The 23,031-nt window shown below is 74.5% G+C and carries 19 protein-coding genes and 1 tRNA gene; 8 read left to right on the plus strand and 12 right to left on the minus strand.

Annotated elements, in window-relative coordinates:
• Positions 1–49: 49 nt before the first annotated feature.
• Positions 50–2,302: a heavy metal translocating P-type ATPase gene (locus ACZ5GH_RS24800; protein WP_464335259.1), complete on the minus strand. Its 2,253-nt coding sequence runs from the start codon at positions 2,300–2,302 to the stop codon at positions 50–52.
• 68 nt (positions 2,303–2,370) lie between these two features.
• Positions 2,371–2,589: a heavy-metal-associated domain-containing protein gene (locus tag ACZ5GH_RS24805; RefSeq protein WP_387757800.1), complete on the minus strand. Its 219-nt coding sequence runs from the start codon at positions 2,587–2,589 to the stop codon at positions 2,371–2,373.
• 177 nt (positions 2,590–2,766) lie between these two features.
• On the opposite strand from ACZ5GH_RS24805, the gene ACZ5GH_RS24810 reads away from it, so the two are divergent.
• Complete coding sequence (locus ACZ5GH_RS24810; protein ID WP_387757801.1) at positions 2,767–3,939, plus strand: PP2C family protein-serine/threonine phosphatase; 1,173 nt, start codon at positions 2,767–2,769, stop codon at positions 3,937–3,939.
• Positions 3,940–4,270: 331 nt separating this feature from the next.
• Here the strand turns inward: ACZ5GH_RS24810 and dhaL are convergent, their stop codons facing one another.
• Positions 4,271–4,897 (minus strand): dihydroxyacetone kinase subunit DhaL, encoded by a 627-nt coding sequence (dhaL, locus tag ACZ5GH_RS24815; protein ID WP_464335260.1) that lies wholly within the window; start codon positions 4,895–4,897, stop codon positions 4,271–4,273.
• Positions 4,898–4,909: 12 nt separating this feature from the next.
• On the minus strand, positions 4,910–5,905 hold the full coding sequence (gene dhaK, locus ACZ5GH_RS24820; protein WP_464335261.1) for a dihydroxyacetone kinase subunit DhaK: 996 nt from the start codon (positions 5,903–5,905) through the stop codon (positions 4,910–4,912).
• Positions 5,906–6,042: 137 nt separating this feature from the next.
• Here dhaK and dhaM point away from each other — a divergent pair, with 137 nt between their 5' ends.
• Positions 6,043–6,435, plus strand: coding sequence for a dihydroxyacetone kinase phosphoryl donor subunit DhaM (gene dhaM, locus ACZ5GH_RS24825; protein WP_387757806.1), 393 nt, complete (start codon positions 6,043–6,045; stop codon positions 6,433–6,435).
• Positions 6,436–6,450: 15 nt separating this feature from the next.
• Here the strand turns inward: dhaM and ACZ5GH_RS24830 are convergent, their stop codons facing one another.
• On the minus strand, positions 6,451–8,163 hold the full coding sequence (locus ACZ5GH_RS24830; RefSeq protein ID WP_464335262.1) for a bifunctional 3'-5' exonuclease/DNA polymerase: 1,713 nt from the start codon (positions 8,161–8,163) through the stop codon (positions 6,451–6,453).
• Positions 8,164–8,391: 228 nt separating this feature from the next.
• Between ACZ5GH_RS24830 and ACZ5GH_RS24835 the strand changes: the two genes are divergently transcribed.
• Positions 8,392–10,416, plus strand: coding sequence for a M3 family metallopeptidase (locus ACZ5GH_RS24835; RefSeq protein ID WP_387757809.1), 2,025 nt, complete (start codon positions 8,392–8,394; stop codon positions 10,414–10,416).
• A 63-nt stretch (positions 10,417–10,479) separates the two neighbouring features.
• Here the strand turns inward: ACZ5GH_RS24835 and ACZ5GH_RS24840 are convergent, their stop codons facing one another.
• A complete protein-coding gene (locus ACZ5GH_RS24840; protein ID WP_464335263.1) occupies positions 10,480–11,940 on the minus strand; it encodes a cellulase family glycosylhydrolase in 1,461 nt (486 codons plus the stop codon).
• A 166-nt stretch (positions 11,941–12,106) separates the two neighbouring features.
• Positions 12,107–12,730: a TetR/AcrR family transcriptional regulator gene (locus ACZ5GH_RS24845; protein ID WP_387757812.1), complete on the minus strand. Its 624-nt coding sequence runs from the start codon at positions 12,728–12,730 to the stop codon at positions 12,107–12,109.
• Between the two features lie 145 nt (positions 12,731–12,875).
• On the opposite strand from ACZ5GH_RS24845, the gene ACZ5GH_RS24850 reads away from it, so the two are divergent.
• A complete protein-coding gene (locus ACZ5GH_RS24850; protein ID WP_387757813.1) occupies positions 12,876–14,102 on the plus strand; it encodes an acyl-CoA dehydrogenase family protein in 1,227 nt (408 codons plus the stop codon).
• Positions 14,103–14,105: 3 nt separating this feature from the next.
• On the opposite strand, the gene ACZ5GH_RS24855 is transcribed toward ACZ5GH_RS24850, so the two are convergent.
• The 3 genes from ACZ5GH_RS24855 to ACZ5GH_RS24865 form a co-directional block, all read right to left on the minus strand.
• Positions 14,106–14,714: a phosphatase PAP2 family protein gene (locus tag ACZ5GH_RS24855; protein WP_387757815.1), complete on the minus strand. Its 609-nt coding sequence runs from the start codon at positions 14,712–14,714 to the stop codon at positions 14,106–14,108.
• A 106-nt stretch (positions 14,715–14,820) separates the two neighbouring features.
• A complete protein-coding gene (locus ACZ5GH_RS24860; RefSeq protein WP_387757817.1) occupies positions 14,821–15,630 on the minus strand; it encodes an enoyl-CoA hydratase/isomerase family protein in 810 nt (269 codons plus the stop codon).
• Positions 15,631–15,665: 35 nt separating this feature from the next.
• On the minus strand, positions 15,666–16,355 hold the full coding sequence (locus ACZ5GH_RS24865) for a TetR family transcriptional regulator (protein WP_387757819.1): 690 nt from the start codon (positions 16,353–16,355) through the stop codon (positions 15,666–15,668).
• 170 nt (positions 16,356–16,525) lie between these two features.
• On the opposite strand from ACZ5GH_RS24865, the gene ACZ5GH_RS24870 reads away from it, so the two are divergent.
• Positions 16,526–18,028: an MFS transporter gene (locus ACZ5GH_RS24870; RefSeq protein WP_464335264.1), complete on the plus strand. Its 1,503-nt coding sequence runs from the start codon at positions 16,526–16,528 to the stop codon at positions 18,026–18,028.
• 86 nt (positions 18,029–18,114) lie between these two features.
• Here the strand turns inward: ACZ5GH_RS24870 and ACZ5GH_RS24875 are convergent, their stop codons facing one another.
• A complete protein-coding gene (locus tag ACZ5GH_RS24875) occupies positions 18,115–18,663 on the minus strand; it encodes a GNAT family N-acetyltransferase (RefSeq protein ID WP_387757824.1) in 549 nt (182 codons plus the stop codon).
• A gap of 75 nt (positions 18,664–18,738) precedes the next feature.
• Between ACZ5GH_RS24875 and ACZ5GH_RS24880 the strand changes: the two genes are divergently transcribed.
• A complete protein-coding gene (locus ACZ5GH_RS24880; RefSeq protein ID WP_464335265.1) occupies positions 18,739–19,347 on the plus strand; it encodes a TetR/AcrR family transcriptional regulator in 609 nt (202 codons plus the stop codon).
• A 291-nt stretch (positions 19,348–19,638) separates the two neighbouring features.
• On the opposite strand, the gene ACZ5GH_RS24885 is transcribed toward ACZ5GH_RS24880, so the two are convergent.
• Positions 19,639–19,714: transfer RNA gene (locus ACZ5GH_RS24885), tRNA-Arg, on the minus strand.
• A gap of 676 nt (positions 19,715–20,390) precedes the next feature.
• Between ACZ5GH_RS24885 and ACZ5GH_RS24890 the strand changes: the two genes are divergently transcribed.
• On the plus strand, positions 20,391–20,999 hold the full coding sequence (locus ACZ5GH_RS24890) for a single-stranded DNA-binding protein (protein WP_387757827.1): 609 nt from the start codon (positions 20,391–20,393) through the stop codon (positions 20,997–20,999).
• A 354-nt stretch (positions 21,000–21,353) separates the two neighbouring features.
• The gene (locus ACZ5GH_RS24895; protein ID WP_387757829.1) at positions 21,354–22,787 is read left to right on the plus strand and encodes a Cys-Gln thioester bond-forming surface protein; all 1,434 of its coding nucleotides are present in this window, start codon (positions 21,354–21,356) and stop codon (positions 22,785–22,787) included.
• The last annotated feature ends 244 nt before the right edge of the window (positions 22,788–23,031 follow it).

A 23,031-nucleotide genomic window follows, 5' to 3' on the forward strand; every position in this document is an offset into this window, starting at 1 on the left:
CCGGAAGGCCCCGGACCGGTCCCGGTCCGGGGCCTTCGCGCGTACCGGGTCAGGCGGGCCGGAAGCGGCGCAGCCGCAGGCTGTTGGTGACCACGAAGACCGAGGAGAAGGCCATCGCGGCCCCCGCGATCACCGGGTTGAGCAGGCCGGCGGCGGCCAGCGGGACCGCCGCCACGTTGTAGCCGAAGGCCCAGAACAGGTTGCCCTTGATGGTGGCCAGGGTCCTGCGGGAGAGCCGGATGGCGTCGGCGGCCGCACGGAGGTCGCCGCGGACGAGGGTGAGGTCGCCGGCCTCGATCGCGGCGTCGGTGCCGGTGCCCATCGCCAGGCCCAGGTCGGCCTGGGCGAGCGCGGCCGCGTCGTTGACGCCGTCGCCGACCATCGCCACGACCCTGCCCTCGGCCTGCAGCCGCTTGACGGTGGAGACCTTGTCCTCGGGGAGCACCCCGGCGATCACGTGCTCCGGCGCGATGCCGATCTCGGCGGCGACCGCCTCGGCCACCGCCCGGTTGTCACCGGTCAGCAGCACCGGGGTCAGGCCCAGGGCGCGCAGCTCGCCGACGGCCTCGGCGCTCGTCGGCCTGACCGCGTCGGCGACCTCCAGCACGGCCCGGGCCTCGCCGCCCCAGCCGACCGCGATCGCGGTCCGGCCGGCCGCCTCCGCGGTGGCCGCGGCGCGGGCCAGGGAGGGCGGCAGCTGCTGCGCGCGCTCGGCGAGCAGGGCCGGGTGGCCGGCGACGACCGTGCGGCCCGCGACGACCCCCTGCACGCCCCGTCCGGGCACGCTGCGGAAGTCCGTGACGGCGGGCAGTCCGCCGGCCTCGGCGGCGGCCTCGGCGATCGCGCGGGCGATCGGGTGCTCGGAGGCGTGCTCGACGGCGCCGGCCAGGCGCAGGGCCTCGGCCCCGTCCACGCCCTTGGCGGTGTGCACCGCGAGCAGGGTCATCCGGCCGGTGGTGACGGTGCCGGTCTTGTCCAGGACGACGGTGTCCACCGTCCGGGTGGTCTCCAGCACCTCGGGGCCCTTGATCAGGACGCCGAGCTGGGCGCCGCGGCCGGTGCCGACCATCAGCGCGGTCGGGGTGGCCAGGCCCAGCGCGCACGGGCAGGCGATGATCAGCACGGCGACGGCGGCGGTGAAGGCCTCGGTGGGGCTGTCGGTGGCCAGCAGCCAGACCACCAGGGTGGCCAGGGCGATCAGGACGACGGCCGGGACGAAGACGGCGGAGATCCGGTCGGCCAGCCGCTGGGCGGCGGCCTTGCCGTTCTGGGCCTCCTCGACCAGCTCGGCCATCCGGGCCAGCCGGGTGTCGGCGCCGACCCGGGTGGCCTCGACCACCAGACGTCCGCCCGCGTTGACGGTGGCGCCGGTGACGGCGTCGCCGGCGGTGACCTCGACCGGGACGGACTCGCCGGTCAGCATCGAGGCGTCCACGGCGGAGGCGCCCTCGACCACCACGCCGTCGGTGGCGATCTTCTCGCCGGGGCGGACCACGAAACGGGTGCCGACCGTCAGCCGGTCCACCGGCAGCCGGACCTCCCGGCCCTCCTGGAGGACCGCGACGTCCTTGGCGCCGAGGTCGAGCAGGGCGTGCAGCGCGGCCCCGGCCCGGCGCCTGGAGCGGGCCTCCAGGTAGCGGCCGAGCAGGATCAGCACGGTGACACCGGCGGCGGTCTCCAGGTAGAGCGTGGCGGAGGCGTCGGTGTCGCCGACGGACAGCGAGAAGTCGTGGCGCATCCCGGGCATGCCGGCGCGGCCCAGGAAGAGCGCCCAGCAGGACCAGCCGAAGGCGGCCAGGGTGCCGAGCGAGACCAGGGTGTCCATGGTGGCGGCGCCGTGCCGCAGGTTGGTCCAGGCGGCACGGTGGAAGGGCAGCCCCCCGTACGCCACGACCGGGCCGGTGAGGGCGAAGGCCAGCCACTGCCAGTTCGTGAACTGGAGGGCGGGGACCATCGACAGCAGGACCACCGGGACGCTCAGGACGGCGCTGGTCAGCAGCCGGTCGCGCAGGGGGTCGGGATGCTCCGGCCGGGCGGACCGTTCGGGCTCGGGGGCGGCCGGGGGCGGGGGGAGCTCGGCGGTGTAGCCGGTGCGCTCGACGGTGGCGACCAGGTCCTCGACCGTGGTGCCGGGGCCGAAGTCGACCCGGGCCTTCTCCGTGGCGAAGTTGACGGTGGCCTCGACGCCGTCCATCCGGTTGAGCTTCTTCTCGATCCGGGCCGCGCAGGAGGCGCAGGTCATCCCGCCGATCGACAGCTCGACCCGGTCGCGGGCCCCGAGGTCGGGCGCGGACGTGCTCATGCGGTTCAGCTCCTCGGTGCGGGCGGACGGCGGGGGACACCGTGGCGGCCCCCGCCCTCCGGGGTGGTTCAGGCGCTGCGGCCGACCAGCTCGTAGCCGGCCTCGTCGATCGCGGCGCGCACCTGCTCGTCGTCCAACGGGGCGGCGGAGGAGATCGTCACGGTACCGGCCGTGGCGTCGGCGGCGACCTCGGTGACCCCGGCCAGGGCGGAGACCTCCTCGCTGATCGCCTTCTCGCAGTGGCCGCAGCTCATGCCGGACACGGTGTAGGTGATGGTGCTGGACATCGGAGGCCTCCGGGAGGTGTGGGCGGCCCCGGGTGCTCGCCCGGGTGCGGTGCTGGCAACGACTCTTCCGACACCGTACCCCTGCAGGGTATTCCCGGGATGGCGGGCCCGGCCGCCCCGCCCCCTGGGGCCGGGGCCGACAGGGCCTCCGCCGTGATCGTCCCTTATGTTCGGTATGTGTTTCCGCTCCGCCGCGCCCAGTCACCCTCGGCTCCCACGGCAGCCGGACTGCCGCCGGACCGGCAGCGCGGCGCGCTGCTCGCCGCCGACCTCCAGGACGTGCCGTTCTGGTGGCGCGCCACCCCGGCGCTGGTCGCCGTCCTGCTGGTCGGACTCGCGGACTTCTTCTCCGGCAAGGACCGCTACCTGGCCCCGCTGATGACCGTGGTGCCGACCATCGCGGCGCTGACCCTGAAACCCGGCGAGCTGCTCCTGGTCTGCTCGCTGGGGCTGCTCGCGGTGTTCGGGCTCAGCCACCACGACCAGGTCGACAACATCAACGACGCCCGCTTCCTGTACGGGGCGATGATCAGCTACGTCGTCCTGACGCTGTTCTCGGCCTGGGTCGCCAAGATCCGGATGCGGCGCGCGGCGGCCTTCGCAGCCGTCAGCTCCGTCGCCGAGGCCGCCCAGCGGGCCCTGCTGCAGCTGCCGGGGCCGGCCGTCGGGCCGCTGCGGCTCGCGGTGCGGTACGTGTCGGCGGCGGACGCCTCACGGATCGGCGGCGACCTGTACTCCGTCCTGGAGACGCCGCACGGGACCAGGGTCGCGGTCGGGGACGTCCGGGGCAAGGGGCTGGGGGCGGTGCAGACCGCGGCCGTCGTGCTCGGCGCGTTCCGCGAGGCGGCGTACGACGAGCCCGGGCTGCGGGGCGTCGCGGCGCGGATCGAGGCCAGCGTCGAGCGCCACGTGCCGGACGGCGAGTTCACCACGGCGCTGTTCGCGGAGTTCCGGACGCCGGGGACGATGGAGCTGCTGCAGTACGGGCACGTGCCGCCGATCCGGGTGGACGGCGAGGGCCGGGCGCACGTGCTGCACGCGCCCGACCCGTGGGTGCCGCTGGGGCTCGGCCGGCTGGCGGCGGGGGAGCCGACCACCTGGGGGCAGCCGTTCGGGGCGGACGACGTGCTGGTGCTCTGCACGGACGGGGTGATCGAGGCGCGGCACCGCGCGAGCGGGGAGTTCTACCCGCTGGCGGAGCGGGTCGGGCCGCTGGTGCGGGGCGCCGCGCGCTCGGCGGGGGAGCTGGAGGCGGCGGTGGGGCGGGTGTACGCGGATCTGCTGGAGCACACGGGTGGGGAGTTGCGGGATGACGCTTTGTTGTTGTTGATCGGGTGGGCGGATGGGTGAGGGGGCCTGCGGGGTGGGGTGGTGGGGGGTCCTCGGGAGGGTGGGGGCTCTCGGGAGGGTGGGGGCGGGGCGGCTCCGGGGGTGGCCGCTCCGGGGGCTGGATGATTTTCAGACTGCCCTCCTCGTGGGTGCGACGCCGGGCAACGGTGGCAGTCTGAAAATCACCCGCAACGCCCCTCTCCGGGCCACCCCCTGCGCCGCCCCTTCCGCAGCGCGTCCCTCTCGCCGGAGGGGAGGAGGGGGGAAGGGCGGAGGGGGAGGTGGGTGGGGGTGGGTGGGGGTGGGGCGTCCCCTCTCGCCGGGGCGGGGGTGGGGGCGCGGGTGGGGGGCGTCAGGGGGTGGTGGTGTCGGCGAGGGTGCGGAAGAGGAGGGCGGTGGAGGTGGCGCCGGGGTCCTGGTGGCCGGTGCTGCGTTCGCCGAGGTAGGAGGCGCGGCCCTTGCGGGCCTGGAGGGGGGTGGTGTCGCGGGCGCCCTGTTCGGCGGCGTCGGCGGCCGCTGCGGCCGCTGCGGGGAGGTCCGCGCCGCCGGCGGCGGCGGCGCGGAAGGCGGCGACGGCGGGGGTCCAGGCGTCCACGATGGTCTTGTCGCCGGGTTCGGCCTTGCCGAGGAGGCGGACGGCGTCCAGTCCGGCGGACAGGGCCTCGGCGACGGCGGCGGGGGCGGCCGGGCCGGGGAGGGCGGCGCCGATGGCGCGGAAGGCCTTGCCGTAGAGCGGGCCGGAGGCGCCGCCGACCTTGGAGATGAGCGTGGTGCCGGTCCTGGTGAGGACGGCGCCGGGGCCGTCCGGGTGGAGGCCGTCCAGTGCGGCCAGGGCGGCGGCGAAGCCGCGCCGGAGGTTGCTGCCGTGGTCGCCGTCGCCGATCGCGGAGTCCAGCTCGGTGAGCCGGGCGTGCTCCTTCTCGACGGCCGCGGCGATCGCGCGGATCCAGGCCTCGGCCAGCGGGGTGTCGAAGTCCATCGCGGTTCCTCCTCAGGCCCGCTTGAGGGCGGGGGTGTCGGCCGGGGCGTCCCAGAGTTCCACCAGCTGGGCGTCGGCCTTGGTGAGGGTCAGCGAGAAGCCCGCCATGTCGAGGCTGGTGACGTAGTTGCCGACCAGGCTGCGGGCCACCGTGATGCCGCGTTCGGCGAGCCGGGCGGCGATCTCGCCGTAGACCACGTACAGCTCCAGCAGCGGGGTCCCACCGAGGCCGTTGAGCAGGGCGATGACCTCGTCGCCCGGGGTCAGGTGGTGGTCGGTCAGGATGGTCTCGACGACCTCGGCGGCCAGTTCGCGGGCCGGGCGGAGCTTCTCGCGCCGGCGGCCGGGCTCGCCGTGGATGCCGACGCCGACCTCGATCTCGTCCTCGGGCAGGTCGAAGCCTGGCTTGCCGGCGGCCGGGACGGTGGCCGCGGTGAGCGCGACGGCGAAGGAGCGGGAGGCGGCGTTGACCCGCTCGCCCAGGGCGGCCACCTCGTCCAGCGGGGCGCCGCGCTCGGCCAGCGCGCCGGCGGTCTTCTCGACCAGCACCGTCGCGCCGGTGCCCCGGCGTCCGGCCGTCCAGGTGGAGTCCTCGACCGCGACGTCGTCGTTGACCAGGACGGTGCGGACCTCCAGGCCCTCCTCGGCGGCGAGTTCGGCGGCGAGCTCGAAGTTCATCACGTCGCCGGTGTAGTTCTTCACGACGAAGACCACGCCGGCGCCGTTCTCCACGGCCTTGGCGGCGGCCAGCATCTGGTCCGGGACGGGCGAGGTGAACACCTCGCCGGGGCAGGCGGCGTCGAGCATGCCGGGGCCGACGAAGCCGCCGTGCAGCGGCTCGTGGCCGGAGCCGCCGCCGGAGACCAGCGCGACCTTGGGAGCGGCCGGGCGGACGGCCCGGGTGATCACCCGGTTGGGGACGTCCACCGTCAGCTCCGGATGGGCGGCGGCGACACCGGCCAGTGCGTCCTCCAGGACGCTCTCCGGGGTGTTGATCAGCTTCTTCAACGCTCTTCGCTCCCTCTACGGCGGCGGACGCTGCTGACCCGACGCTACGCCAGACGGGGGTGGTGGGCACGGGGTGCGACACGCGGTGGTCCGGTCACTCTCCCGGAGCAGTCGGTTCCGGCCGTAGGGTCGGCCGCATGAGTGGGAACGTGGGCATTGTTCTGGTCTCGCACAGCGCCCGGCTCGCGGAGGGGCTGCGCGAGCTGCTCGGCGAACTCGCCTCGGACGGCGTGCGGGTGGTCGTCGCGGGCGGCACCGAGGACGGCGGGCTCGGCACCAGCTACGAGCTGATCGCCGGGGCGATCGCGCGGGCCGACGCGGGGGCGGGCGTGGTCGTGCTGCCGGACCTCGGCAGCTCGGTGCTCACCGCCGTCACGGTGCTGGAGGACGAGCCGCGCCCGGGCGTGGAGCTGGTGGACGCGCCGTTCGTGGAGGGCGCGGTGGCCGCCGCCGTCACCGCCTCGACCGGGGCCGGGCTGGCCGAGGTGGTCGCGGCGGCCGAGGACGCGCGCGGGTTCAGGAAACTCTGATCGTCCGGCGTCCGCTCACTTGGCGTCCGCGTAGCAGTCCACCACCGCCGTGCTGAGCGGGAAGCGCACCGGGGTGTCGCCGAACACCAGTCGGCGGGCTTCGTCGCCCGCCTCGGCGACGGCGGCGGCCACCTCGTCGGCGAGGTTCGCCGGGGTGTGCACGATCACCTCGTCGTGCTGGAAGAACACCAGGTGCGGACGGTCCGCCGGGCCTGCCGCCGGCAGTTCGTTCAGCCGGCGGCGCAGCGCGGCGAGCAGGGCCAGCGCCCAGTCGGCGGCGCTGGCCTGGATGACGAAGTTGCGGGTGAAGCGGCCGCGGGCCCGGGCGGTGCGGCCGCCGGCCTCGCCCGCGGTGTCGCCCTCGGTGAGGTCGAGGAAGTCGGCCGAGGCGGGCGGACAGACCCGGCCGAGCCGGGAGGCGACCACGCCGCCGTCCTCGCCGGTGCGGGCGGCGGCCTCCACGTAGCCCATCGCGGCCGGGTAGCGGCGGTGCAGGGTGTTCAGCAGCGGGCCGATGTCGCCGCTGGTCTGCCCGTACATGGCGCCGAGCAGGCCGAGCTTGGCCTTGTCGCGGTCGCCCTGGAAGGCGTGGGCGGCGAGCGCCTCGTACAGGTCGCCGCCGGCGGCGGTGCGGGCCAGCCCGGCGTCCTGGGAGAGCGCGGCGAGCACCCGGGGCTCCAGCTGGGCGGCGTCGGCGACCACCAGCAGCCAGCCCGGGTCGGCGACCACGGCGCGGCGCAGGATGCGCGGGATCTGCAGGGCGCCGCCGCCGCGGCTGGCCCAGCGGCCGGAGACCACGCCGCCGACCACGTACTCGGGCCGGAACCGGCCGCCGCGGGCCCAGGCGTCCTGCCAGGCCCAGCCGTGCGCGACGTGGATCCGGGACAGCTCCTTGTAGCGGACCAGCAGCTGCGCGGCCGGGTGGTCGACGCCCTTGAGCTCCCAGGAGCGGGTGGAGCCGAGCTGGATGCCCGCCTCGGCGAAGGCGCGCAGCACCTGGGTGTGCGAGTCGGCGTTGAACGGCTTGGCGCCGAGGGCCTGTTGGAGGTCGACGGCGAGTTCGGCGAGGACCCTGGGCTGGGTGCCGGGGACGGTCGGGCGGGGGCCGAGCAGCTCGGTGAGCAGCCGGTCGTGGACGTCGGCCCGCCAGGGCAGGCCGTCGTGCGCCGTCTCGGCGGCCACCAGGGCCCCGGCCGACTCGGCGGCGACCAGCAGCCGGAACCGCTGCCGGGCGCCCGGGTCGGCGATGGCGGCGATCCGGCGCTGCTGTTCGGCGTGGACGGCGACCACGGCGGCCAACGGGTCGGCGCCGGGCGGCAGTTGCAGCCGGTCGGGGGCGAACAGGGTGTCCTGGCCGTCGTCCGCGTCGGCCGGGCCCGGCTCCGGCAGGTCCTCCGGGACGGGCAGGCCGCGCAGCCGGGACCAGGCGGCGCCGAGCGAACGCGGCGCGCCGAACCGGCCCTCGTGCGCCAGCAGCAGTGCCTCGACCAGCCGCAGGTCGTGGCAGCGGGCGAGCCGGTCGGGCAGGCGCGGCAGCAGCGGGGCGTACCCGGAGTCGGCGGCGGCCCAGACCCAGCGAGGACGGTCGGCGGCCTCCCGGGCGGCGACGGCGGCGGCGAGGTCCCGCACCGCCTCCGGCGGGCCGAGCGGGGCGCCTGCGTCGTCCAGCGGCTGGAGCCGGCCGCCGGGGCCGTGCGGGTCGGGCGCGAGGGCCGTCCTGGGTGCCACGGGGGCTGCTCCTCTCCGGCGCGCGGTGGGGCGTGCGGGTACGGTACGGGGCGCGGGCGGGCGCGCCGCGGCCCGTGACCGACGGGTCCGCGGGGTCGACGTTAACGGGTGGGTACGACAACGGGCGGCAGGCGGGCGGCAGGCGGCCGCGACGGCACCGGCGGGCGGGCCCGCGCCGGGCTGCAAAAGCACGTGGGCAGGGCGCAGGACACGGCGTAGGGTCGCGGAATGACCGAGAACCCGTTCTTCCAGGCCAGCCCCCTGGTCTACGAGCTCCCGCCGTTCGCCGAGATCCGCGAGGAGCACTACCTGCCCGCGTACGAGCGGGGGATGGCCGAGCAGCTGGCCGAGATCGCGGCGATCACCGCGGACCGGAGCCTGCCGACCTTCGAGAACACCCTGGTCGCCCTGGAGCGTTCCGGGGAGCTGCTGCGCCGGGTCGACGCGGTGTTCCGCAACCAGTCCGCCTCGGACACCACCGACGTGCTGGACGAGGTGGAGGCGAAGGTGAGCCCGCTGCTCGCCGCCCACCACGACGCGATCCACCTGGACCGCGCGCTGTTCGCCCGGATCGAGGCGCTGTACGAGGACCGCGCCGCGCTCGGCCTGGACCCGGAGTCACTGCGCCTGCTGGAGCGCCGCTACACCGCCTTCGTGCGCTCCGGCGCCCGGCTGGGCGCGGCCGAGCAGGCCCGGCTGCGCGAGCTGAACGCCGAACTCGCCGCGCTCGGCACCACGTTCCAGCAGAACGTGAACGCCGACAGCCGGGCCGCCGCGCTCGTCCTGGACTCCGCCGAGGAGCTGGCCGGGCTGTCCGAGGGCGCGATCGCCGGGGCGGCGGAGAACGCCCGGGTGCTCGGCCACCCGGGCAAGTACGTGCTGAGCGTGCGGAACACCTCCGCCCAGCCCGAGCTGGCCCAGCTGACCGACCGCTCGGTGCGCGAGCGGCTGCTGGCCGCCTCGCTCGGCCGGGGCGTCGAGGTCAACGGCCCGCTGGCGATCCGGATGGCCGGGCTGCGGGCCGAGCGGGCCGAGCTGCTGGGGTACCCGAGCCACGCCGCGTACGTGGTGGCCGACGAGACGGCCGGCACCGTCGAGGCGGTCTCCGCGCTGCTGTCCCGGCTGGTCGGCCCGGCCGTGGCGATGGCCCGCCGGGAGGCCGAGGAGCTGGCCCGGGAGGCCGCCGCCGACGGGATCGGGGAGATCGCCGCGCACGACTGGGCGTACTACTCGGAGAAGGTCCGGCAGAGCTCCTACCAGGTGGACGCGGCGGCGCTGCGCCCGTACTTCGAGCTGGAGCGGGTGCTGCGGGACGGCGTGTTCTTCGCCGCGAACCTGGCGTACGGGGTGACCTTCACCGAGCGGCCGGACCTGACGGCCCACCACCCGGACGCGCGGGTCTTCGAGGTGTTCGAGGAGGACGGCACCCCGCTGGGCCTGTTCATCGGCGACTTCCACGCCCGGGCGTCCAAGCGCGGCGGTGCCTGGATGGACACGCTGGTGGACCAGTCCGGGCTGACCGGGAAGCGGCCGGTGGTGCTGAACAACCTCAACATCCCGCGCCCGGCGCCCGGCGAGCCGGCGCTGATGGGCTGGGACGAGGTGCGCACGCTCTTCCACGAGTTCGGGCACGCGCTGCACGGGCTGTTCTCGGACGTGCGCTACCCGCTGTTCTCGGGCACCTCGGTGCCCCGGGACTTCGTCGAGTTCCCCTCGCAGGTCAACGAGATGTGGATGGTCCGGCCGGAGGTGCTGGCCAACTACGCCCGCCACCACGCGACCGGGGAGCCGCTGCCGGCCGGACTGGTCGAGCGGATGACGGCGGCCGAGGGCTTCGGGCAGGGCTTCCGGACGGTGGAGTACCTGGCGGCCTCGCTGCTGGACTGGGCGTGGCACACGGTGCCGCGGGGCGAGCGGATCGCGGACGCCGAGGAGTTCGAGGCGCGGGCGCTGGCCGCGGCCGGGATCGCGGTGGAGGCGATCCCGCCGCGCTACCGGACGGCGTACTTCCAGCACGTCTTCGCCAGCGGCTACAGCGCGGCGTACTACGCGTACATCTGGTCGGAGGTGCTGGACGCCGACACCGTGCGGTGGTTCGAGGAGAACGGCCTCGGCGTGCGGGAGAGCGGCGAGCTGTTCCGGCGCGAGCTGCTGGCGCGCGGGTTCAGCCAGGACCCGCTGGAGTCCTTCCGCGCGGTCGTCGGCCGGGCGCCGGAGACCGGGCCGCTGCTGGCCCGCCGGGGCCTGCTGTGACCGGCGCGCCCGGCTCTCCCGGTGCGCGCGACCGGCCCGGCGCACCCTGCGTGCCCACCGTGCTCATCGTGCGCTGAGCGAGACCGTCACGGTGGTGCCCGGGCGGGCGTGCGGGAGCCGGACGCGTACGGTTCCCGCACGCCCGTCCGTCGGCTGCTCGACCTCGACCCGGGCGCCGGCGGGGGAGACGGCCACCCGGGCGCCGCGCGGGAACGCGGCCGGGGGCAGCAGGAGTTCGCTGCCGCGGCCGGTGCCGTCGGCGCGCCAGCGCACGGTGCTGCCGCCGGGGCCGGAGCCGGTGCGGACCTCCGTGCCCGCGACGGCCACCGGGTACGGGCCGAAGGCGGGCTCGTCGCCGGGGGCGGGGCGTCCGGCCGGGTCGAGCGCGCAGTAGCCGCCGTCGCCCCGGCACCAGTACCACATCGTCCAGCCCTCGGCGAAGCCGTCCATCGCGGCGACCTGACGGCGGACCAGTTCGGTGTTGCCCGGGGTGCGGGAGTCCGGCGGGCCCCACTCGCCGACCAGCACGGGCAGGCGGTGGGCGGCCGGGTAGCCGGTGACCGCGGCGGTGTACCGCTCCACGAAGCCGCCGGCCGGGTCCCAGTCGGCGCCGCCCTCGACCGCGGTGTCGTAGAAGTGCGGCGCGTAGCCGAGCCGGGGCGCGCCGGGGCGCGGGTCGGCGAGCCCGGGCAGGTGGGTGGGCACGCCCTGGCCGACCAGCACGGTCGGCTCGACGAACAGCCAGGAGCGGGAGTCGACCCGCCGCACGGCGGCGATCAGGCGGCGGTACATGTCGGGGAGCCGGCCCTCCTCCAGGGCGGCGGAGGCGGCGGCCAGCACGGCCGGGTCGCTCGGGTCGCCGTCCACCGGGCCGAACGGCTCGTTGAACAGGTCGTAGCCCAGCAGGGAGCGGTGGCCGCGCAGTTCATGGGCGAGCCGGGTGTAGAAGTCGGCCTGCCAGGCGCGCAGGTCCGGATCGTCGTAGAGGTGCTGGAAGGCGGCCTGGACGGCCGGCTGGAAGTAGCCGGCGAACCAGTCGTCCGGGTCCGGGGTGAACGGCAGCCCGTCGTCCCGGGTGGCCCAGACGGGGATGCCGTTGGTGCCGCCGCCGAACTTCGGCCCGTACACGTCCTGGTGGAAGTCGACCAGGACCAGCAGGCCCAGCCGGTCGGCCCGGTCGAGGAGCCGTTGCAGGCGGTGCAGCTCGGTGGGGTCGAGCCGGCCGCGTTCGGGCTCCAGCCTGGTCCAGGAGACCGGCAGCCGGACCAGGGTGAAGCCCTGGGCGGCGACGGCGTCGAGGTCGGCCGGGCTGGCCTCGGCGTACTTGTCGAGGTTGAAGCCGCGCAGCCGCAGGCGGCGGCCCTGAGCGTCGGTGAGGGCGGTGCGGCCGTCGTCGGCGGTGACGGTGCCGGTGGGGAAGCGGTCCGGTGGCCCGCCGTGGTCCGAGGCGGGGGCGGTGGGGGCGGCGGTGAGGGTGGCGGCGGCGGCGAGCAGCAGGGCGACGGCGGTTCGGCGCAGGCGCATCGGGGACCTCGCACGGCGGGGGGTGGGGTGGGGCCCGATGATGCCCGGACCGCCGTGCGCGGCACAAGAGTTCGGTCCGCGAACGGTCCGGCCGGCGGTCGGTCGGCGGTTCGGCGGGCAGGCGGTTCGGCCGACGTCTCGGCCGACGTCTCGGCCGGCGGACGGCTCAGTCGGCGGACGGTTCGGGTGCCGGCGGCAGGACGGCGGTCGGGAGCTCCGCGGCGGCGGCCAGCCGGCCCCAGAGGAGGTCGGCCAGCGCCTGCACCATCCGGGTGCGCGAGCAGGGCCTGGCCTCCAGCCACCAGTCCCCGGCGGCCAGCACCATGCCGGTGATGCCCCGGCCCCAGGCCTCGGCGAGCAGCTCGCGGTCGGCGCCGAGGTCGACCTGGCTCTGCACGGCCCGGGTGATCTCCTCGGCGATCTGCCTGAGCGCGGGAGCGAGCGCGTTGCCCGCGCCGCTCGGGTCGCCCGGCTCCGGGTGGGTGAGCAGCCGGTAGACCTGGGGGCGGGCCTCGATCCCGGCGAGGTAGGTGTCCAGCACGTGCTCGACCCGGTCGCGGCGCTCCAGCGGTTCGGCGAGGGCGGCCCGGACGGCGGCCAGCAGTCCGCTGGTGTGGCGCTCGGTCAGGGCCCCGATCAGGCCGTTCCGGTCGCCGAAGTGGCGGTAGAGGATCGGCTTGGTGATGCCGGCCTCGGCGGCGATGGCGTTCATGCTGGCGCCCGGCCCCTCGCGCTGGATGACCCGGTCGGCGGCGTTGAGCAGCTGCTCGCGGCGGGGCTCTCGGGACATGCGCTGCTCCTCGGGATCGGGTTCGACGGGGCCTGCCTGGGCGTTGACACCGGTTACCAATCAGTAGCAGACTCCGACGATGTTACCCGAGGTAACACCCCGGTCGGCCGCAGGTCGGACGCCCACGTCTTGGGAGGAAAGCATCATGAGCAGCACGTTCTCGCTGGACCCGGGCGCGGACCAGCTCGCCGTACGCGACTGGCTGCACGGCTTCGCCGCCGACGTGATGCGGCCGGCCGCGGCCGAGTGGGACGAGCGCGAGGAGACCCCCTGGCCGGTCATCCAGGAGGCCGCCAAGCTCGGCATCTACTCGCTGGACTTCTACGCCCAGCAGTACTTCGACCCCTCCGGCGTCGGCATCCCGATCGCCATGGAGGAGCTCTTCTGGGGCGACGCGGGCATCGGACTGTCCATCGTGGGCACCACCCTGGCCGCCGTCGCGGTGCTGGCCAACGGCACCGACGAGCAGATCGGCACCTGGACCCCGCAGATGTTCGGCACCCCCGAGGACGTCAAGGTGGCCGCCTTCTGCTCCTCCGAGCCCGACGCCGGCTCCGACGTCTCGGCGCTGCGCACCCGGGCGGTCTACGACCGGGCCAAGGACGAGTGGGTGCTCGACGGCACCAAGACCTGGGCCACCAACGGCGGGATCGCCGCCGTCCACGTGGTGGTCGCCACCGTCGACCCGGAGCTCGGCGCCAAGGGCCAGGCGTCCTTCGTCGTACCGCCCGGCACCCCGGGGCTGAGCCAGGGCCAGAAGTTCAAGAAGCACGGCATCCGCGCCTCGCACACCGCCGAGGTGGTGCTGGACGGCGTCCGGGTGCCCGGCAGCTGCCTGCTCGGCGGCAAGGAGAAGCTGGACGAGCGGCTCGCCCGGGCCCGCGAGGGCGTCAAGCGCCCGGGCGGCCGGGGCAACGCGGCGATGGCCACCTTCGAGGCCTCCCGCCCGGCCGTCGGCGCGCAGGCGATCGGCATCGCCCGGGCCGCGTACGAGGTGGCGCTGGACTACGCCAGGACCAGGGAGCAGTTCGGTCGGCCGATCATCGACAACCAGGGCGTGGCCTTCCAGCTCGCCGACATGCGGACCCGGATCGACGCGGCCCGGCTGCTGGTGTGGCGGGCGTCCTGGATGGCGGTCAACAACCAGCCGTTCACCGCGGCCGAGGGCTCGATGTCCAAGCTGTACGCGGGGGAGACGGCCAAGTACGTGACCGCGCAGGCGATGCAGATCCTCGGCGGCAACGGCTTCACCCGGGAGTACCCGGTGGAGCGGATGCACCGGGACAGCGCCATCTACTCGATCTTCGAGGGGACCAGCGAGATCCAGCGGCTGGTGATCGCCCGGGCGATCTCGGGGATGCCGATCCGCTGACCGCTACCGGGCCAGCCAGAAGGTGAGCCCGGCGGTGAGCGCGCCCACCACCGCGCCGACGACGGTCTGCGCGGTGGTGTGGTCCCGCAGCACCACCCGGGACCACCCGATCACCGGGACCAGTGGGAGGAGCAGCAGCCAGAGCGGGCCGAGCGCGATGGCGAGGCAGACCACCGCGCCGGTGGCCACGGCGGTGTGCACGGAGACCTTCCACCAAGCGGTGATCACCAGGATCGGCACCAGTGAGGCGAACATCGCCAGCACCAGTGCGGTCAGGTCGGCCGGGGCGTCCAGTCCGATCATCACCCCGAAGCTGAGCAGCACCGAGCCCATGATCAGCGGCAGGACGGTCAGCCGGCGCTTCCGCTGGCCGACGTGACGGTCCGCCACGGTGCCCCTGCGCATGCCGTACCGGATGATCAGGGTCGGGACGACGGCGGCGAACACGACGGCGAACAGCGCCCAGCCGATGCCCGGCCGGCCGTAGCGGAGGCCGCCCAGCAGCGGGAGCAGCGCGATGATCACGTTCTTCGGCTCCAGGCCGTCGGTGATGCGGCGGGCCCAGGTCGTCCGGGGGGTGGGGGCGGGTGCGGCCGCGGTCTCGGCGGTCATCGGGGTGGGTGCTCCGGGGGGCGTGAAGGGGTGGACGGGTTTCGGGTGGACGCTCGTGCAGGGGGGCGGATGCCCGGAACCGGGGTCGCCCGGCACCGGGGGGTGCTCAGAACCGGGCGGGGCGGCCCTCCAGGAAGGCGGCCAGGCCCTCGCGGACGTCCGAGCCCTCGCGGGAGCGGAGCAGCCAGGGTGCCAGGGCCTCGTCGGCCCGCTCGGCCGGCGCGTCCAGCACGGCCTTGGCCGCGCCGATGGTGTGGGTCGAGCGGCGGGTCAGCAGCCGGGCGAAGTCGAGGGCGGCGGCGTCCAGTTCGGCGTCCGGCAGGACGCGTTCGGCCAGGCCCAGCGGCAGGGCGTCCCGGCCGGTCACCAACTCGCCGGAGAACAGCAGGTACTTGGCCCGGGCCGGGCCGACCAGCCGGGCCAGCCGTACGGTCGGCACCGCCGGGTAGACCACGCCGAGCTTGGCCGGGGTGATCCCGAGCCGGGCGTCCTCGGCGACGAACCGCAGGTCGCAGGCGACGGCCAGTTGGCAGCCGCCGCCGACGCAGGCGCCGTGCACCACGGCGAGGGTCGGGTGCGGGAAGGCGGCCAGCGCCTCCTCGGCGGCGACGTTGGTCTTGTGGTAGGCCTCCGCGCGGTCCGGATCGCCGTACACCTCGGAGAGTTCGGCGATGTCCGCGCCCGCGCTGAAGGTGTTGCCGGCGCCGGTGAGCAGCAGGACGCGCACGCCTTCGTGGCCGGCCAACTGGTCCAGCACCTCGGGCAGCGCCCGCCAGATCGCCAGGGTCACCGCGTTGCGGCGGTGCGGGCGGGCGAACTCCAGCACCGCGACGCCGTCCTCGCCGACGTACGCGTTGAGGCCCTCGGCCCGCGCGGGCAGGGCGGAGCGGTCCCGCGTGAGCAGCGGCTGGTCCATGCGCACCTCCGGTCGGTCGTGGTGCGCCAACTCTCTCAGGCGGCGCGGGTGCAGTAGTCGCCGAGTCCGTGTTCGACCAGGGTGAAGGCGCGGCGGGCCTCCTCCAGCGCGGCGGGCAGGGCGTCGGCGGCGCGCTCGCCGGCGAGCATCCGGCGGTGGTTGGCGGCGATCAGCGAGACCCGGACGGCCAGCACCTGGGCGGTGGCGACCCGGGCGGTCAGCTCGTCGTGGGCCGGGTCCTGGGCGAGCAGTTCGGCGGACAGCGCGGCGTGCGCCAGCTGGTCGAAGCCGAAGGTGGCGCGCGCGGTCAGCACCGGGGTGCGGTGGATCAGCCGGACCACGTCCAGCACCATCCCGTCGTCGTTCAGCCCGCTGGCCGGGTCGAAGCGCCCCAGGGCGGCGAGGAAGTGCTCGCGCAGCGCCGTCACCGCCGAGGTGCCCGGGGCGCGGTCGCGCACCGCCCGGGCCGGCTCGTCGAGGTGCTGCTCCATCGGGCCCATGACCAGGTCTTCCTTGGTGGGGAAGTAGTTGAAGACGGTCATCTTGGACACCTCGGCGGCGGCGGCGATCTCCGCGACCGAGACCTGGTCGAAGCCGCGCTCGGTGAAGAGCGCGATGGCGGTGCGGAAGATCCGCATGCCGGTCTGGAACTTCTTGCGCTCGCGCAGCGGGAGCGCGTCGAGGTCGACGTCGGGGCCGAAGTCCTGTGCGGGTCGCATCGCCATGGGGGGACTGTACCAGGCTCAAATGTTGACCCGGCAGAAAGATTTGCTCGGCCAAAAGATTGGTCTGGATGAAGAATTGACCCGGTCCAAAAACGCTGTCATGGTGGTGCCGTGCCCGCCGGACCGCACCGGTCCGGCCCTGACTCCACGGACCCTGGGGGGACTCGACCATGGCCACCGCCGTCGCAACCGCACCGCCCGACCCCGCCGCCGCCGCGCTGATGACACCCGCCCAGCGGAAGGTGGGCATGCTGCTCTGCCTGGTCACGATCGTGCTGGCGGTGCTCGACATGAACATCGTGTCGGCGGCCACCGTGCCGATCGTCCGGGAGCTCGACCCCGTCCACGGCGTCGACCGGCTGCCCTGGTTGGTCAGCGCGTTCGCCCTGGCCGCCACCGCGCTGCTGCCGCTGTACGGCAAGCTCTGCGACGTCTACGGCGCGAAGCGGGTGCTGCTCGGAGCCGTCGGCACCTTCCTGCTCGGCTCGGGGCTCTGCGGCGCGGCGCAGTCGATGGACCAGCTGATCGCCTTCCGGGCGGTGCAGGGGATCGGCGGCGGCGGGCTGATGAGCGTCACCATGGTGGTCATCGCCCAGCTCAAGGACCCGGCGGAGCGCGGCGCCGGCAAGGGCGGGGCGGTGGGCGGCATCGTCGCGGGCCTCGGCATGGCGGTCGGACCGCTGATCGGCGCGCTGCTCACCGACCACCTCAGCTGGCGCTGGATCTTCTACGTCAACCTGCCGCTCGGCTTGCTGGTGCTGGTCGGCGTCGCCCTGGTGGTCAAGGTCCCGTCGGTGCCCGGCCGCCGGAGCCTGGACTTCGTCGGCGCGGCCCTCGCGGCGGCCTTCGCGACCGGGCTGCTGCTGGTCACCGAGTGGGGCGGCAAGGACTACGGCTGGACGTCCCCGGTGATCCTCGGGCTGGCCGCCGCCACCCTGGGCGCGTTCGGTCTCTTCCTGTGGCGCCAGGCCACCGCGGCCGAGCCGGTGCTGCCGCTCTCGCTGTTCCGGATCCGTGCGGTGCGGCTGGGCTTCGCGGTCCAGGGCCTGGTCGGGATGGGCATGATCGGCTCGATCATGTACGTGATGCTCTACCTGCAGGTCGCCCGGGGCGTCAGTCCGACCGCGGCCAGCCTCTACCTGGTTCCGCTGGCGGCCGGGATGACCGGGGCCGGGATCCTGGTCGACCGGCTGACCGGGCGCGGCCACCCGCCCCGGACCTCCCTGGCCGTCGGCGCCGGCTGCGCGGCGCTCGCCCTCGCGCTGCTCGGCCTCAGCGGACCGGACACCGGGCTGTGGGCGGTGCTGGCCGAACTCGCCCTGCTGGGCTGCGGGCTGGGCCAGCTGATCGGCCAGTTGATCACGGTGGTGCAGGAGGCCGCGCCCCGGCACCAGCTGGGGGTGGCGACCACCGGCATCCGGTTCTTCCAGAGCCTCGGCAGCGCGCTCGGCGCGGCGCTCTTCGGCACCGTGCTGGCCCGGGCCTTCGAGGCGGGCGAGCCGGGGCGGCCGCTCGGCGCGGTCCGCACGCTGACCGGCGCGGCGCACGAGCACGCGGTGCGCAGCTTCACGGACGCGGTGGACGTGGTGTTCCTGTCGGCGGGCGGGGTGCTGGTCCTGGCGCTGCTGTGCGTGCTGCGGCTGCGGACGGCGCAGGAGGCGCCGGCGGCCTGACGGCCGGAGGCGCGGTGCTCGGAGGCGCGGTGCGGTTGCGGGGCCCGGTGGACGGGGAGTCCACCGGGCCCCGTGCCGTACGGGTTTCAGGCCTGGCTGGTCCACTCGGAGGCCAGGATGGCCCAGATCTCCTTGTCGTAGCGGACCCCGTTGTACGGGTACCACTCGCGCAGCACGCCGTCGCGGGTCATGCCGAGCCGCTCGGCGACCGCCCGGCTGCGGGCGTTGACGGAGGAGCACCACCACTCGGCGCGGTGCATGCCGCGGGTGACGAAGGCGTAGTCGAGCAGCTGCCTGACGGCGCGGGTGATCAGCCCGTGGCCCTCGCCGGCGGGCTCGGTCCAGGCGCCGATCTCGCAGACGCCGGACCGGGCGTCGAAGCTGACGAACATCACGCCGCCGACCAGCGTGCCGTCCAGCCAGATGCCGTAGATCCGCTTCTGGTCGGCGGCCAGGCCGTCGGCGTAGCGCTGGAGGGTGGCGCGGGCGGAGTCCAGGTCGACCGAGAAGGTGGCCCAGGGGATCCACGGGTCGGTGTGGGCGCGGGCGCGGTCGAGGTGGGTCAGGAACTCGGGGGCCTGCCAGGGCTCCAGCGGGCGCAGTTCGGCGTTCTCGGTGAGCGGTACGGCAAACACGGGCGGCCTTTCACGGGTGGTGCTGAGGTTGGCTGGACCATTCATAACAAACGTTTGGTATGTACGATAGCCCCCATGACACCGGCCCGTGGAGACCATGACGCCCGACGCTCGGAGGTTTCCGAGGGGGTGTGGCGGGTGCTCTCCACCCGGGGCTTCGAGGGGCTGACCCTGCGCGCGGTGGCCGCCGAACTGGGCGCGTCCACCGGGATGTTGACGCACTACTTCCCGAACAAGCGGGCGCTGCTCAGCCACGCCCTGGAGGAGCTGGACCGGCGCTCGCTGGCCCGGCCCCGGCGCACCGCTCCCGCCGACGGCAGCCCGCCGCCGGCCGGGCTGGCCCGGGTGCGGGCGTCGCTGCTGGACGTGCTGCCGCTGGACGGCGAGAGCGCGGCCGACAACCGGATCTGGGTCGGCTCCTGGGACCACGCCCTGGCCGACCCGGAGCTGGCGGCCGCGCACGCGGCCCGCTACGCGCGCTCGCGCACGGCGCTCACGGCGCACGTCGCGGAGGCCCAGCGGCTGGGGGAGCTCCCGGCGCAGGCCGACCCGGCCGCGCTGGCGGCGGGGGCGCAGGCCTTCGTGCTGGGCCTGGTGGTGCAGGCGCTGTTCGCTCCGGAGGAGTTCCCGGCACGGCGGCAGACGGAGTTGCTGGACGCCTATCTGGCCGGGCTGGCGGGCTGACCGGCGAGAGTCGGGGTGGGCCGTCGCGAGCCGGTGCGAGGTCGGCGCGAGCCGGTGCGAGGTCGGCGTGAACCGGTGTGGAGCGGCGCGAGTCGCGGTGGTCGCACCGGCCGGAATTCCGCTTGTTCCGATTGACCCCGTTTTCGGCCCCGTTTCCGCCGCGGGATGACACGGGTGGACACCGGGTCCGCGCGGCGGTCGCGCGGAGGCGGTCGGTGTACGGGATTACCGGGTGGCCCGCATCGGACACGGAAGGTGTCCGTCGGTGCGGCGGCCTGCGGGAATTGCGGGTGGTGCCCCCAGCAGGATTCGAACCTGCGACCTACCGCTTAGAAGGCGGGTGCTCTATCCGCTGAGCTATGGGGGCGGGACGGGCGGCGCCCTGGCGGGTGCGACCGTGGCCGGGATCGGGCTGGCGGGCGCCGGGGCGCGCGCTGTCCGGCCCCGTACCTGAGGGTGGGGGTGGGGGTGGTGGGCCCTCGCCCTGTCGGGGACAGGATAAGGGTGACCGGTTCCCCGGCCGGGTGTGACGACACCGCCGTTGGTGTGTCGGTTCGGTGGAGCGGTCCGATAATCGCAGGTGAAGGCCGTGAGTGCAGCGGTCTGGGAGTGTTCCGCGCCGGACGTTGTGCAGTCGTTACGGGGCTGCCTCCTCACCCGTTATGGATTCGGCACGGAGAATGTGTCGCCGACGGCGCGGGTGGGGGGCCGTAATCGCGGTTGCGCCGGTGGGGTGACGTGCGCGGACGGCTGTCGGGGCGCGTTCCGGGCGGCGTTCCCGGCGGCTTCCGGGGCGGGTTCGGCGGTGGTTCGGGGGTGCGCCGGAGGGGCGGCGAGCAGCGGGTTTGTTGTCATGGCCGCGAAAAATGAGGGCGGAAGCGGCGATGGAAGGCTGAAATTCACCCCTGCGAGTGACAAGAGTTGCACAGGCCCGAGTTATCCACAGGATTTCGGAACTCGGTGGCCCGGATTTCCTTCGGAGCGCACGCTCAAGGCGCACCGTCGATTCCGTACGGTGCACCGGTGAGAACGGAGGGTGTGCCGTGAGCGAGACGCACGTGACGGTGATCGGCAATGTGGCGACGGAGGTGAGTTACGGCGAAACCAGCGGCGGGGTGCCGATGGCCAACTTCCGGCTCGGCTGCACCGAGCGGCGGTACGACCGGCAGCGCGAGTGCTGGGTGGACGGCGAGACGCAGTGGCTGACGGTGACGGCCTGGCGGGCGCTGGCGGTCAATCTGATCGGTTCGCTCGCCAAGGGCGATCCGGTGCTGGTGAGCGGCCGGCTGCGGGTGCGCGAGTGGATGGAGGGCGAGGTGCGGCGGAGTCGGGCCGAGATCGACGCCCGATCGGTCGGACACGACCTCACCCGTGGTACCACGGCGTTCCGTTGGGCGGCCGGGGTGCGCGGCCAGCCGCCGGGCGGCGCCGGGCCGGCGGGGGCGGACGCGGGGGGAGAGGTGGTGCCGGAGTGGATCGTCAGCGCCGTGGAGGCGCGCAGGGGCTCCGCGGCGCCCTCCCCGGCGCCCCCGGCGGCGGTCACGGCGCCCGTGGTGCGGGCGCTGCCGCCGGGCGGGCGGTCGGGCGCGGGGGAGCCGGGCGAGGCGGACGGCAAGGAGCGAGGGGGTGATGCCGTGGAAGCTCCGTTCTGACCGGCCGACGACCTTCCCTGTCGACAAATATGTTGATCGAGAAGGCGGTTGTACCCGCACGTGCAATCCGACCGGATAACCGAATCCGACCCGTGACTTTCTGTCCCGCCGTCAGCTTGTGTGGGAGTTGGGAGGATTGATAACGATCCAGATACGGAATCGTCCTGATTTCGCATGGGGGTTTCGGGGCCTCCGGGGCTCAATAGGATTCGTCTGGTTCATACCCGCAGCAGCGCCACAGGGGGCATGCGCGGAACGGCAAGTCGGCGGGCCGCCCACTCGGAGCGGCCCGGCCCGGAGGGATCCCAGATGTTCCAGAGGCAGGGGCGGAGTCTGTCCCGGATAACCACTGTCATGCTCACGACCAGCTTGGCGCTGGGCGGTGGCCTGTTCGCGGCCGGTGCGGCGGCTGCGGCCGGCACCCCGAGCTCGGGCGTGACCGCGGAAGTCCAGAACGAGATGCTCGGCGAGAAGATCGACGTCGACGGCAGGACCGTCGACGGCGGGCTGTTCACCCTCAAGACGAGCGCCGGCGAGAAGCTCCGGACGTACTGCATCGACTTCGACAACCCGGTCTACCTGGACAGCAACGCCAAGTACCACGAGGCGGACTGGGCGTCGAGCTCGCTCAACAGCAACGCGAACGCCCCCAAGATCCGCTGGATCCTGGACAACTCGTACCCGCAGGCGAGCCTGGCGTCCCTGGCCGCGGCCATCCACGTCGACAACCTGAGCGAGGCGGACGCCGCCGCCGGCACCCAGGCCGCGATCTGGAAGTTCTCGGACAACAAGACCGCCACCCCGCGCAACGACAAGGCCAAGAAGCTGCGCGAGTACCTCGTCGGCGACGCCAACAAGGGCGTCGCGGCCGAGCCGAAGCCCTCGCTGACCCTCTCCCCGGACTCGGTCTCCGGGAAGTCGGGCGGCAAGCTCGGCCCGTTCCTGCTGAACTCCAGCGCCAACGAGGTCAAGCTGACCGTCACCGGCGACGCCGCGGACAAGGTCAAGCTGCTGGACAAGGACAACAAGCCGGTCAACGGCAGCCTGGCCGGCCCCATCGGCAAGGACACCCCGCTGTTCCTGGACGTGCCGGCCGGCACCCCGGACGGCAAGGCCGCCATCAACGCCACCGCCGAGGCCAGCGTGCTCGGCGGCCGGGTCTTCATGAGCGACGTGGACTCCCGCGGCCGTCACAGCCAGACCATGATCCTGGCCAGCTCCACCAAGGTGAACGTCGCGGCCGGCGCCAAGGCCACCTGGAAGCAGGGCAAGGGCGCGCTGATCGACAGCACCGCCAAGGAGGAGTGCGCCGCCGGCGGTGTGCGGGTGTCCGTCACCAACACCGGTGACGAGGCCGCCACCGTCACGGTCGGCAAGCAGCAGGTCGCCGTCCAGCCGGGCAAGACCGAGAGCGTCGTCGTCAAGGTCGAGGAGAAGACCCGCTACGACATCACCGTGTCCGGTCCGAACGGCTTCTCCAAGCAGTTCACGGGCACCCTGGACTGCAAGGTCGGCGTGACGCCGACCCCGGCCCCGACCACCCCGGCCGCGACCGGCAAGCCGTCCGGCACCCCGACCGCGACCGCGTCGAGCACCCCGAGCAACGGTGCCGGCCAGCCGGCCCCGGCGACCACCAGCGCCGCCCCGGGCACCGGTGGCCTGGCCCAGACCGGTGCCAATGACTCCACCCCGATCCTCGCCGCCGTCGCCGGTGGCCTGGTCGTGGCCGGTGGCGCCGCCGTCTTCGTCCTGCGCCGCCGCGGCCGCCACGGCCGCAGCACCGCCTGAACCGGCTGAACCGCCCGACCGGGCCGGGAGGCAGTGACCTCCCGACGCCCTGAGCGCGGCCTGGACGGCCCGGCTCCCCGCACCCGCTGCGGGTAGCCGGGCCGTCGCCTTTCCGGCACCGGGGAGGTGGAGACGGGGCCGGGCGGGCAGGGGTCGTCCCGGATACCCCCGCGGGGTCACCTGGGCGATTCGGGGCTCCGGGCCGGGTGCGGCACAATGGAAGGCTGCAAGCCGAATACTCCCG

The sequence above is a fragment of the Kitasatospora sp. Xyl93 genome, assembly GCF_055383135.1.

Bases quoted from the DNA above. Each gene is read 5' to 3' on its own strand.
- ACZ5GH_RS24800 (WP_464335259.1), bottom strand. From the start codon at position 2,302: ATGAGCACGTCCGCGCCCGACCTCGGGGCCCGCGACCGGGTCGAGCTG.
- ACZ5GH_RS24805 (WP_387757800.1), bottom strand. From the start codon at position 2,589: ATGTCCAGCACCATCACCTACACCGTGTCCGGCATGAGCTGCGGCCAC.
- dhaL (WP_464335260.1), bottom strand. From the start codon at position 4,897: ATGGACTTCGACACCCCGCTGGCCGAGGCCTGGATCCGCGCGATCGCC.
- dhaM (WP_387757806.1), top strand. From the start codon at position 6,043: ATGAGTGGGAACGTGGGCATTGTTCTGGTCTCGCACAGCGCCCGGCTC.
- ACZ5GH_RS24835 (WP_387757809.1), top strand. From the start codon at position 8,392: ATGACCGAGAACCCGTTCTTCCAGGCCAGCCCCCTGGTCTACGAGCTC.
- ACZ5GH_RS24840 (WP_464335263.1), bottom strand. From the start codon at position 11,940: ATGCGCCTGCGCCGAACCGCCGTCGCCCTGCTGCTCGCCGCCGCCGCC.
- ACZ5GH_RS24845 (WP_387757812.1), bottom strand. From the start codon at position 12,730: ATGTCCCGAGAGCCCCGCCGCGAGCAGCTGCTCAACGCCGCCGACCGG.
- ACZ5GH_RS24850 (WP_387757813.1), top strand. From the start codon at position 12,876: ATGAGCAGCACGTTCTCGCTGGACCCGGGCGCGGACCAGCTCGCCGTA.
- ACZ5GH_RS24855 (WP_387757815.1), bottom strand. From the start codon at position 14,714: ATGACCGCCGAGACCGCGGCCGCACCCGCCCCCACCCCCCGGACGACC.
- ACZ5GH_RS24860 (WP_387757817.1), bottom strand. From the start codon at position 15,630: ATGGACCAGCCGCTGCTCACGCGGGACCGCTCCGCCCTGCCCGCGCGG.
- ACZ5GH_RS24865 (WP_387757819.1), bottom strand. From the start codon at position 16,355: ATGGCGATGCGACCCGCACAGGACTTCGGCCCCGACGTCGACCTCGAC.
- ACZ5GH_RS24870 (WP_464335264.1), top strand. From the start codon at position 16,526: ATGGCCACCGCCGTCGCAACCGCACCGCCCGACCCCGCCGCCGCCGCG.
- ACZ5GH_RS24880 (WP_464335265.1), top strand. From the start codon at position 18,739: ATGACACCGGCCCGTGGAGACCATGACGCCCGACGCTCGGAGGTTTCC.
- ACZ5GH_RS24895 (WP_387757829.1), top strand. From the start codon at position 21,354: ATGCTCACGACCAGCTTGGCGCTGGGCGGTGGCCTGTTCGCGGCCGGT.